Genomic DNA, 11,359 nt, shown 5'->3' with positions numbered 1-11,359 from the left:
TGAGCGCGCTCGAGCTCAGCGACGAGCTGCCAAGGTAGTCGTAGCCAGCTAACTCAACTCATCAAAGATAACAGTTCATCTCACGGTGTCGTGCCATGGGGTGGCTAACTTGTTCTTGCAATTTGCGACTTTAAACGAATGATGCTTTCACCACGATATAAAATCAGCGCCGCCACTTTTGGGTGACGACGCTGATTTTAATTTAGAAGCCTTGTTTGATATAGCCACCGTCAGCCAACTTTTTGCGCAGTTGCAAAACCGCGGTGTACGTGGCCAGCAGGTAAACGCGAGATTCTGGCATTTGCTTAACGGCAGTGATCACGTCGCTTAAGTCAGGCTTTTGGATCAAGTCCTTAACGCCAGCGACGGTCATGCGAAAGGCGATATCTTGGTAACGTTCACCACCGACCAGATAAGTCGTGGCGCGCTTGGAGGCGACCAATTCTTCAAAGTTGCCATCCCAGATCCAGCTGGTGTCAGTGCCGTCAGCATAATTGGCATTTAACAACACGCCTAAGCCGAAATGGCCGCTTTGGCGTTGGATCATGGCCAACACTTCATTGAGCCCAACCGGATTTTTCACCAATATCAACGTCACTGTTTTGCCGTCGATATTGATTTCTTCTTGGCGGCCAAAAACCTTTTCGTCATACGCGAAGGCTTTGGCCACGGCATCAGCGACGATACCAAATTCTGCACCAACAGAATATGCCGCCAAAGCATTGTAAACGTTGTACATGCCGCCGATGCCTAACGTCAATTGGTGCCCATCAATGGCAAATGCAGAGCTAGTTGGCGTCAAATCCGAAACGCTGGTGATCGCATGGGTCAACGCTGGGCGCTTAAAGCCGCAATGTGGGCAAAAGAAGCTACCTAAGTTGGAATAGGTCATGCCGTGATAATGCAAAATGTGTTCGCACACTGGGCACAAGACGCCATCAGTATTCGGCGGAGCGACTTGATCATCGTGCTGATTGTCAGTCAACGCAAAGCCGTAGTAGCGCCAAGGATTTGGTAACTCGCGCGATGAAAAGATCGGGGCATCCCCATTGGCAATGATCGTGGCAGTCGGATGCAAGCGGATGCCGGCAAGGATCTTTTCATAAGTGGTGTAAAACTCACCATAGCGGTCCATTTGATCGCGGAAAATATTGGTCATGACATAAGCTTTAGGCGTCAAGTACTGCGATACTGGCAACACATTGGCTTCATCGACTTCAAGTACTGCCAAGCGCCGTTTGCCGGTTTTGCCGTGAGCTAAAAAGGCGGTGATGATGCCTTGCATCATGTTGGAGCCAGTCGGGTTGGTGAGCACTTCTTGGTACTTTTGGTCCAAGACCTTCGTGATCAAGTTGGTTGTCAAGGTTTTGCCATTGGTACCAGTGACGATTATCACATCATAATCGCGGCCCAAAGCTTGTAGCACATCAGGATCGATGCGTCGGGCGATTTTGCCAGGCAGCGAACTGCCACCTTTCATAAATGTGTGTAAAAACCAGTAGCTGAACCGCCCGGCGATGATCGCCAAACGGCTTTTGAAAGTGATTGAATGGGCCAATGTGCTCTTCCTCTCAGGTTAGTTGCATATATTTTACCACACGTGCCAAGCGTTGTTGCCAACGCCGAGGTTGCGTGAGCTGAAAAATCAAGGTCAAGCAGTTGTCAGTGAGTTGCGCTGTTACTTCCAATGAAAATTCGTTATAATAGTTGAGGTATATTTTCAATTAAGGAGGCCATCCAGTTGGCGCAGCTATTTTTCCGCTACGGGGCGATGAATTCAGGCAAATCCATTGAGATCTTGAAAGTCGCCCATAACTACGAAGAGCAAAATAAATCTGTGGTGATCTTAACATCAGCGTTAGACAACCGCTCAGGTGTGGGCATGATCGCCAGCCGCATTCACGGCTTGCAACGCGAGGCTACGCCGATCGCCGCAGACACCAACGTCTTTGATCTGGTGCAACAACTGGATGCCAAAGCTTATTGTGTGTTGATCGACGAAGCGCAATTTTTGCAACGGCATCATGTGTTTGAATGCGCGCGGATCGTGGATGAACTCAAGATCCCAGTGATGGCATTTGGCTTGAAGAATGATTTCAAAAATGAATTATTCGAAGGTTCAAAGTATTTGCTGTTATACGCTGATAAAATCGAAGAAATGAAAACCATTTGCTGGTTTTGCGCCAAAAAAGCCATCATGAATCTGCGCGTTCACAATGACCAGCCAGTGTACGCTGGCGAGCAGATCCAAATCGGTGGCAATGAAGCGTATTTCCCAGTTTGTCGCCATCATTATTATTTTCCGCCTGAAAATCTGGCGGAATATCGCCTCAGCAAGTCCTAGCGACTTTTCAGTTGAGACGCGTTCGCTTGACACTTTCACGGAGGAATTATGGATAAGATCTTAGCCCAACTTGACGGTTTGCTTGACCGTTATGATGAATTACAAGAATTAATGAGTGACCCAGAAGTGATCCAAGACACTGATCGCTACATGAAGTTGTCTAAAGAAGAAGGCAGCATGCGCGAAGTGGTCGCCACTTATCAAAAATACAAAAAAGCCAAAGCCGACCTTGACGAAGCTGAAGCCGTTTTGCGCGAATCTAAAGATGATGACCTGGAAGAATTGGCCAAAGAAGAACTGGCAGAATTACGCCCAGAACTTGAGGACCTTGAAGAACAGATCAAAGTCTTAATGTTGCCCAAAGACCCTAACGATGACAAAAACATCATCATGGAGATCCGTGGCGCTGCTGGTGGGGATGAAGCCAGCTTGTTTGCCGCTGATTTGTTGTCGATGTACATGAAATACGCTGAACGCCAAGGCTGGAAGCTTGAGATCATTGACGAAAACCCTACTGAAGTCGGTGGCTACAAAGAAGTCGCGGTGATGATCACTGGTGATTCGGTTTATTCCAAGCTGAAATATGAATCTGGCGCGCATCGGGTGCAACGTGTCCCAGTCACTGAATCAGCTGGCCGAGTGCACACCAGTACCGCCACTGTTGGCGTGATGCCAGAATATGATGAAGTTGATTTGAAACTTGACCCTAAAGACATTCGCACAGATGTGTACCGCTCTAGTGGTGCTGGTGGGCAGCATATCAACAAAACCAGTTCTGCGGTGCGGATGACGCATATTCCCACTGGCATCGTGGTCACCATGCAAGACCAACGTTCTCAGCAACAAAACCGGGTCAAAGCGATGCAGATCTTAACGGCGCGGGTTTATGACTTTTATGAAAGCCAAAACGAATCCGAATATGCGGAAAAACGTAAAACGGCAGTTGGGACTGGGGATCGCTCTGAGCGGATCCGGACCTATAATTATCCGCAAAACCGGGTAACGGATCATCGCATCGGGTTGAGCTTAAACAAATTGGATCGGATCATGAACGGCGATCTCGGTGAGATCATCGATGCCTTAGTGGTGGCTGATCAAGCCAAGAAGCTGGAGTCCATTGGTGAATAAAACGTATCATGAGGCGCTCGCAGGGGCGTCTTCTTTGCTTCATGACGCGCATATCGACCCTGACGCGGCGCGTTATGTGTTGGAATATCTCGGCGATTTTACCCCGTCGCAATTGCAATTACATGGCCGCGACGTGATGCCTGATCATGTCGCACGCGCTTTTGAAGCGGCGATCCCGCGCTTGTTGCAACATGAGCCGGCACAATATATCATCGGGTTGGCGCCATTTTATGGTCATGATTTCAAAGTCAGCAAAGCGGTGTTGATCCCGCGCTTTGAAACAGAAGAATTGGTGGCTTGGGTGGCAGAAGAGCTGGCTGATGCCCAAACGCTTTTGGACGTGGGTACCGGCAGTGGGGTGATCGGCATCACCTTGAAAAAGCAGTGTCCGCAATTGGCTGTCACCATGGTCGATGTCTCACCAGACGCGTTGGCAGTTGCCAAGCAAAATGCCCAACGCCTGCACGCTGATGTTACGCTGCAAACCAGCGACTTGTTTAGCGCAGTGCCGATACAGCGCTTTGATCGCATCGTGTCGAATCTGCCTTATATCAGCCATGCTGAAGAAGCGGTGATGGATGAAAGCACCAAAGCTTATGAACCGCATTTGGCCTTGTTTGCTGAACATGATGGGTTGGCGTTATTTGAACGCTTTTGTGCACAGCTGCCAGCTCACGTGCATGCTGGCAGTCAAGTGTATTTGGAATTTGGCTATCACCAACAAGCGGCATTGACCCAGTTGTTTGCGGACACCTTGCCGCAAGCGCAAGTTGAATTTCGTCAAGATCTCGCCGGCCATCCGCGCATGGTGAAATTGACATTTTAAATAGAAGGGATGTTTGTTAATTGGAAACGAAACGTTTTGATCAAACCACGATCCCAGAAGCGGCGGCAGCATTGCGCCGTGGTGAATTAGTCGCTTTTCCCACTGAAACCGTGTATGGCTTAGGGGCAGATGCCACCAACGCCCAAGCGGCGAAATCGGTTTACACGACCAAAGGCCGGCCCAGTGATAACCCGTTGATCGTCACCGTCGCCAACCGCGACATGGTGGCACAGTTTGCCGACATCACGCCACAAGCGGCCAAGTTGATGGATGCTTTTTGGCCAGGGCCTTTGACGATCATTTTAACGATCCATCCTGGGTCTTTGTCTAAAACTGTGACTGGCGGGTTAGATACGGCAGCGTTTCGCATGCCGGAAAATCGATTGACGCGGGAATTGATCGCTGAAGCTGGGGTGCCGATCGTTGGCCCTTCTGCCAACAAATCAGGCAAACCGTCACCGACAACTGCCGATCATGTGTTGCATGATTTTGATGGCGAAATCGCTGGGGTATTAGACGACGGACCTACTGAAGTCGGCGTCGAATCCACCATCGTTGACTTGACCGTCGAACCAGTGGCGATTTTGCGGCCTGGTGCGATCGGGCCTAAAGAATTGGCACCGGTGATCGGTACAGTCGATTCCGAAATGCATCATGTCGGTGCCAACGAAACGCCTAAAGCCCCAGGCATGAAGTACAAACATTATGCCCCAGCGGCGCAAGTGATCATTGTCGATAAACCCGAACAATTTTCTGAAGCACTGAAATGGGTCGCGAGTCTTGGTCAACCTTATGGCGTGTTGGCAACTGATGATATTTTGGCGCAAGTGCCTAGTGCCACGCCGCAATTTTCATTAGGGACCGACATTAAAAGTGCCACCCATGCCTTGTTTGCCGGCTTGCGGTGGTTTGATCTGCATCCTAGCGTGACCTTAGTGCTGGCGCAGGCGTTTGAAGCAAAAGGCCTTGGTGCCGCTTACATGAACCGCCTATTAAAATCTGCTGGGAACGAACACTTTAACCCTGCAAAGTGAAAAATGTTCTGGTATACTGAAGCTACTTTCAGAAAAGGGGTACAAGACATTGGACTTTAACGCATACGATCCACAAGTGTTTACTGCAATTCATGATGAGGAACAACGCCAACAGCACAACATCGAATTGATCGCTTCTGAAAATATTGTCAGCCCAGCGGTACGCGCCGCTCAAGGCTCGGTGTTGACCAATAAGTATTCTGAAGGCTATCCTGGCCACCGCTATTATGGCGGTAATCAGTATATCGACGTGATCGAACAATTGGCCATCGACCGCGCCAAGGAGTTGTTTGGCGCCGAATATGCCAATGTCCAACCACATTCTGGCTCTGGCGCCAACATGGCGACTTATCGCGCGTTTCTTGAAGATGGCGATAAGGTGTTGGCCATGGATCTGACTGATGGCGGACATTTGACTCACGGTGCCGCAGTCAGCTTTTCTGGTCAAACGTATCATTTCTATCATTATGGGTTGGATCCTGAATCTGGGCGTTTAGACTATGACCAGATCCAAGCGCTGGCTGAAGAGATCCATCCGCGCATGATCGTGGCTGGGGCTTCGGCTTATAGTCGCGCGATCGATTTTGCCCGTTTTCGCGATATCGCCGATCGCGTTGGCGCCTTTTTAATGGTGGATATGGCCCATATCGCCGGCTTAGTGGCCGGTGGGGTGCATATGAATCCAGTGCCTTATGCTGACGTGGTCACGACCACCACGCATAAAACCTTGCGCGGCCCGCGTGGGGGGATGATCTTAGCCAAAGCTCAGTATGGCAAAGCCATCAACTCGGCAGTTTTCCCAGGCATCCAAGGCGGCCCACTGGATCATGTGATCGCCGCTAAAGCTGTGGCATTAGGCGAAGCGCTAAAGCCAGAATTCAAGACTTACGCGCAACAGATCGTCAAAAACACGCAAGCGATGTGTGAAGGGTTTGCCGAAGACGACCATTTAAAAATGATCTCTGGCGGCAGCGACAACCACATGGTGTTGCTGGATGTGACCGGTTATGGCGTGACTGGCCGCGATGTGCAAGATCTGTTGGACACCGTTGACATCACCACCAACAAAAACCAAGTGCCTGGCGAACAAAATGGGCCGTTCAAAACTTCTGGTGTGCGGATCGGTTCAGCGGCGATCACCACACGTGGATTTAATGAAGCAGAATGCAAACAAGTCGCCAAATTGATCTCAGCAACCATTGCCAATCGTGAAGATCCGACAAAACTTGCGGAAATTAAGCAATCAGTCCTTGCGTTAACTGCCCTTCATCCTTTATCATAGATAAGGTTTTGCGCATCCGCGCTTAAATTTGAAGGAGGACCATACTAGCATGGGCAAATTTACGGTTTTGAACCACCCACTGATTCAACACAAGCTGACTTTGATTCGCGACAAGAACGCCGGTACCAAAGAGTTCCGTCAAATCGCCAACGAAATTGCGGAATTGATGGTTTATGAGATCACGCGCGACCTACCGTTGGAAGACGTTGAAATCGAGACCCCAATGGGCAAGACGGTTCAAAAAGAACTCGCCGGGAAGAAATTGGCCGTGGTGCCGATTTTACGTGCCGGATTGGGCATGGTCGACGGCGTTTTGGAATTGATCCCAGCCGCTAAAGTGGGTCATATCGGCATGTACCGTGATGAAGTGACGCTGAAGCCTCACGAATATTTCGTTAAAATGCCAACGGACATCGATCAACGTGATTTGATCATCGTCGATCCGATGCTCGCCACTGGTGGTTCAGCCAACATGGCCATCGAAGCGCTGAAAAAGCGTGGTGCGACGTCCATGCGTTTGGTCGTGTTAGTTGCCGCGCCAGAAGGGGTCAAAGCAGTCCAAGAAGCGCATCCTGATGTCGACATTTATGCCGCCTCTTTGGATGATCACTTAAACGAAGACGGCTACATCGTCCCTGGTTTAGGTGACGCTGGTGACCGGTTGTTTGGGACCAAGTAATCGATGCGTCAAAAAAGCAGTGCCTGCGGGTGCTGTTTTTTTATTGGCTTGAAAACATTGCCAGGTAGACCACTAGGTTGAAAACCGAAATTTACATCCAATGAAAGCGAGCTTTCAGGTTTAAGCTCAAAATGGAATGTAAGCGCAATCTGCACAGCCGAAGTCATTTGATCAAGACGCACAAACGCGCATGACCAACGATGACAGGCCGTCACATGGGCTTTTTGAGCTATTCGGATTTGCGAATAGTGCCACGACCAGTCATGAAAAAAGTGGTGAAAAGTCAAATGATAAAATGCCAAAAATGTGCCGAGAGTCTTTGTCTTTTCAAGCGTTTGGTGATAGAGTAATGGTTGTGTTTTGAAGGATAAGTATCCGGACATTCCGCGATTTTAGAAACGATAGTTAATGCTTGACTGTCAATGTTGGTTGACGAGCCCTACATCACACTATTGCTTCGGTTAAGGAGGTGAATTCTGTGAACGAAAGTTACCCCTACGTTAAATTGTTTGGGCTAACGTTTAATTTGACGAACGACATTGGGATCTTAGTGACTGCGGTATTGACGTTTTGCCTGGTTTTTTGGCTGTCACGCAAACCGCAATTGCGTCCCACTGGCAAGCAGAACGTCTTAGAGTATCTCATCGATTTCACGAACGGCATCGTCAAACAATCCATGCCTGGTTCTGAAGGTAATCGGTTTGGCTTATTGGCCTTCGTGCTGTTTGTGTTCATCTTTTTGAATAACCAGATCGGCTTGTTCTTACAAGTCGATGTTGGTGGCAAGACTTGGTTCCGCTCACCAACAGCGGACCCTGTTGTCACAATGAGCTTGGCGATGCTGGTATTGTTACTGTCTCATTACTTTGCGGTGGCTATGAAAGGCTTCGGCGGGTATTTGAAAGGTTACATTCAACCAGTATCATTCTTGTTGCCGATCAACATCATCGAAGAGTTTACGAACTTCATGACGTTGGCCATGCGACTGTATGGGAACATTTTTGCTGGCGAAGTACTGGTTTTGCTAATTCGTCAATTTGCGTTTTCAGGTACCGGCGGGATCACGAGTTTGATCGTTGGTTTCGTGTTGGAAATGGTTTGGCAAGGGTTCTCAGTGTTCATTGGGTCGATCCAAGCATACGTTTTTGTCACCCTTGCGATGGTTTATGTCTCTCACAAGGTAGTTTCTGAATAATAGGAGGAAGAATAATATGCAATACATCGCCGCAGCTATCGCAGCCGGCCTCGCCGCGCTCGCCGCTTCTTATGGTAACGGTCAAGTTATCTCCAAGACTTTGGAAGGGATGGCTCGCCAGCCGGAAGCTTCCGGTGCTCTGCGTTCAACCATGTTTATCGGTGTTGGTTTGATCGAAGCCGTGCCAATCTTGTCTATCGTTGTTGCTTTCATGCTGATGCTGAAGTAATTCACACGTACGCTTGCGACCTGCAGCTCTTTGAGCCGTAGGTTTGAGGCGTTTGAATAGAAGGGAGTGGCTACACATGGCTTCATTAGGTGATACGCTTTTTCTGTTGCTCACCTTTGCCGTGCTGCTGTTCTTCGTCGGGAAATTCGCTTGGGGTCCGGTTACCAAGATGATGAGCGAACGCTCTGACAAGATCAACAACGACTTAGATTATGCAGAAAATGCCCGCACTGAAGCCCAGGCGCTGGCTGAAAAGCGCCAAGCCGAGCTCAAAAACTCCCAGGCCGATGCCGTTAAGATTGTGTCTACCGCAAAACAAAACGGTGAAAAGCAACGTCAAGAAATCGTCGATGCAGCGCAAGCTGAAGTCGCGACTTTAAAATCCACTGCGCAACAAGACATCGCGCAACAAAAAGCCGATGCCTTAAACAGCGCCAAAGATGACGTTGCCGAACTTTCGTTGGCGATCGCCACGAAGATCATCGGCAAGGAATTGAACGCAGACGATCAACAAGCCTTGATCGATGGCTACATCAAAGGGTTAGGTGATGTCAATGGCAATCACTAATGCCACTGTAGCTCCGCGTTACGCTCGCGCATTGTTTGAAGCAGCTCAAGAAACTGATCAACTTCAAGCAGTGTCCGAAGAGCTCGTTTCGTTGCGTCAAGTGTTGGCGCAAAATCCTAGCTTGTTGAGTACATTGACAGCTGTGACGGTCAAGCTCGAAGATAAGCAAACTTTGATCGATACGTTGAAGTCAGAAGCGTCCAGTTTGGTCGCCAACTTACTGCAACTGACATTCGATTATGGGCGCATTGCGGCTTTGCCGTTTATCTTCGATGATTTTGATCAGCGCTTCGCTGATGCGATCGGACAATTAGACGCCACTGTCACCACGGCAGTGACGCTGACTTCTGATCAGCAACAAGCGTTGAGCCAAGCAATTGCCAATAAATTTCACGGCAAATCTGTGCAAATGACCACCAAGGTCGATCCTGCATTGATGGGTGGCGTGAAAGTGCGGGTCCGTGATGCTGTCATCGACGGATCTGTGGCAACTCGGTTAGGGAAACTGCGGGCACAATTGCTCGCGAAGTAACTTGAAAAAGAGGTGAACCGGATGAGCATCAAGACTGAGGAAATCAGTTCTCTGATCAAAAAACAACTTGAAAACTATCAAGATGACCTCGATGTTGAAGAAGTCGGCACTGTCACTTACGTTGGTGATGGGATCGCCCGTGCGACCGGCCTTGAAAACGCGATGGCCAGTGAATTACTGCAATTTAGCAATGGCTCATACGGGATGGCCCAAAACCTTGAAAGTAATGATGTAGGTATCATTATTCTCGGGAATTTTGACGACATTCACGAAGGCGACCAAGTTAAGCGTACTGGCCGTATCATGGAAGTCCCAGTTGGCGAAGCGATGATCGGTCGCGTCGTAAACTCTTTGGGTCAACCAGTTGACGGCAATGGCCCGATCAAGACGAGCAACACTCGCCCGATCGAAGTCAAAGCCCCAGGCGTTATGCAACGTCAATCTGTCACTGAACCACTGCAAACTGGCTTAAAAGCCATCGATGCCTTGGTCCCGATCGGCCGTGGTCAGCGTGAATTGATCATCGGTGATCGTAAGACTGGTAAAACATCGATCGCCATTGACACCATCATCAACCAAAAAGACCAAGACATGATCTGTGTCTATGTCGCCATTGGGCAAAAGGACTCCACGGTTCGTGCCCAAGTGGAAACGTTGAAGAAATATGGGGCCATGGATTATACCATCGTATTGACTGCTGGTCCTTCTGAACCAGCACCAATGCTTTATATCGCGCCTTATGCCGGCGCAGCTATGGGTGAAGAATTCATGTACAACGGCAAGCATGTGTTGATCATTTATGATGATCTCACCAAGCAAGCCATGGCTTATCGTGAATTATCTCTGTTGCTGCGGCGCGCACCAGGTCGTGAAGCCTATCCTGGGGACATTTTCTATACGCATTCTCGTTTGTTGGAACGCGCAGCGAAATTGTCTGATGAATTAGGCGGCGGTTCCATGACGGCTTTGCCGATCATTGAAACCCAAGCTGGGGATATTTCTGCTTACATTCCAACCAACGTGATCTCCATCACCGATGGGCAGATCTTCTTGCAATCTGATCTGTTCTACTCAGGCACCCGTCCTGCCATCGATGCTGGGTCATCTGTTTCTCGTGTTGGTGGTGATGCGCAGATCAAGGCGATGAAGAAAGTTGCCGGGACGTTACGTTTGGACTTGGCTTCTTTCCGTGAATTGGAAGCCTTCACCCAATTTGGTTCTGATTTGGATGCGGCAACGCAAGCCAAGTTGAACCGTGGGCGCCGGACCGTTGAAGTCTTAAAGCAACCAGTTCACAAGCCAATGCCTGTTCAATACCAAGTGGCCAGTCTTTATGCCTTGACCCATGGGTATTTGGATGCTGTGGCGATCGACGACATTGCCCGCTTTGAAGCCGGCTTAGCCGATTACTTAGACTCCAACGACAAGCAAGATCTCGATACCATTAAAAACACTGGCAAACTGCCTGAAGGCGACTCCTTTGATGCCGCGATCAAGGCGTATGCCAATGGGTTCGCTGCTAGCACCGACGCGAAATAAGGA

The 11,359-nt window shown here is 49.3% G+C and carries 12 protein-coding genes; 11 read left to right on the top strand and 1 reads right to left on the bottom strand.

Annotated elements, in window-relative coordinates:
• Positions 1–202: 202 nt before the first annotated feature.
• Positions 203–1,546, bottom strand: a complete 1,344-nt coding sequence (locus ACKTSG_RS09075) for a MurT ligase domain-containing protein (RefSeq protein ID WP_407894031.1) — start codon at positions 1,544–1,546, stop codon at positions 203–205.
• 195 nt (positions 1,547–1,741) lie between these two features.
• Between ACKTSG_RS09075 and ACKTSG_RS09070 the strand changes: the two genes are divergently transcribed.
• The 11 genes from ACKTSG_RS09070 to atpA all read left to right on the top strand — a co-directional run bounded on the left by ACKTSG_RS09070 (position 1,742) and on the right by atpA (position 11,356).
• Entirely contained in the window at positions 1,742–2,344 is a 603-nt protein-coding gene (locus ACKTSG_RS09070; RefSeq protein WP_407894025.1) for a thymidine kinase, read from the top strand.
• Positions 2,345–2,392: 48 nt separating this feature from the next.
• Positions 2,393–3,472, top strand: coding sequence for a peptide chain release factor 1 (gene prfA / locus ACKTSG_RS09065; RefSeq protein WP_407894023.1), 1,080 nt, complete (start codon positions 2,393–2,395; stop codon positions 3,470–3,472).
• The gene (prmC, locus tag ACKTSG_RS09060; protein WP_407894021.1) at positions 3,465–4,298 is read left to right on the top strand and encodes a peptide chain release factor N(5)-glutamine methyltransferase; all 834 of its coding nucleotides are present in this window, start codon (positions 3,465–3,467) and stop codon (positions 4,296–4,298) included. Before prfA ends, prmC begins: the two co-directional genes overlap by 8 nt.
• Before the next feature lie 20 nt (positions 4,299–4,318).
• Entirely contained in the window at positions 4,319–5,332 is a 1,014-nt protein-coding gene (locus ACKTSG_RS09055) for an L-threonylcarbamoyladenylate synthase (RefSeq protein WP_407894019.1), read from the top strand.
• A 49-nt stretch (positions 5,333–5,381) separates the two neighbouring features.
• Positions 5,382–6,614 carry a serine hydroxymethyltransferase gene (gene glyA / locus ACKTSG_RS09050; RefSeq protein WP_407894017.1) on the top strand — a complete coding sequence of 411 codons (1,233 nt, stop codon included), beginning with the start codon at positions 5,382–5,384 and terminating at the stop codon, positions 6,612–6,614.
• Positions 6,615–6,663: 49 nt separating this feature from the next.
• Positions 6,664–7,293, top strand: coding sequence for a uracil phosphoribosyltransferase (upp, locus tag ACKTSG_RS09045; RefSeq protein ID WP_407894015.1), 630 nt, complete (start codon positions 6,664–6,666; stop codon positions 7,291–7,293).
• A 478-nt stretch (positions 7,294–7,771) separates the two neighbouring features.
• Positions 7,772–8,488, top strand: a complete 717-nt coding sequence (gene atpB / locus ACKTSG_RS09040) for a F0F1 ATP synthase subunit A (RefSeq protein ID WP_407894013.1) — start codon at positions 7,772–7,774, stop codon at positions 8,486–8,488.
• A 16-nt stretch (positions 8,489–8,504) separates the two neighbouring features.
• Positions 8,505–8,717: a F0F1 ATP synthase subunit C gene (gene atpE / locus ACKTSG_RS09035; protein ID WP_407894011.1), complete on the top strand. Its 213-nt coding sequence runs from the start codon at positions 8,505–8,507 to the stop codon at positions 8,715–8,717.
• 76 nt (positions 8,718–8,793) lie between these two features.
• Positions 8,794–9,285, top strand: coding sequence for a F0F1 ATP synthase subunit B (gene atpF / locus ACKTSG_RS09030; RefSeq protein WP_407894009.1), 492 nt, complete (start codon positions 8,794–8,796; stop codon positions 9,283–9,285).
• On the top strand, positions 9,272–9,817 hold the full coding sequence (gene atpH / locus ACKTSG_RS09025; RefSeq protein WP_407894006.1) for an ATP synthase F1 subunit delta: 546 nt from the start codon (positions 9,272–9,274) through the stop codon (positions 9,815–9,817). The genes atpF and atpH overlap by 14 nt, the downstream gene beginning before the upstream one ends.
• A gap of 21 nt (positions 9,818–9,838) precedes the next feature.
• Positions 9,839–11,356, top strand: coding sequence for a F0F1 ATP synthase subunit alpha (atpA, locus tag ACKTSG_RS09020; protein ID WP_407894004.1), 1,518 nt, complete (start codon positions 9,839–9,841; stop codon positions 11,354–11,356).
• Positions 11,357–11,359: the final 3 nt, after the last annotated feature.

Origin of the sequence: Lacticaseibacillus salsurae (assembly GCF_045862175.1) — a bacterium.
Lineage (GTDB): Bacteria > Bacillota > Bacilli > Lactobacillales > Lactobacillaceae > Lacticaseibacillus > Lacticaseibacillus salsurae.
The sequence above is the reverse complement of the archived record's forward strand: the minus strand, read 5'-3'. Positions and strand labels throughout refer to the sequence as shown.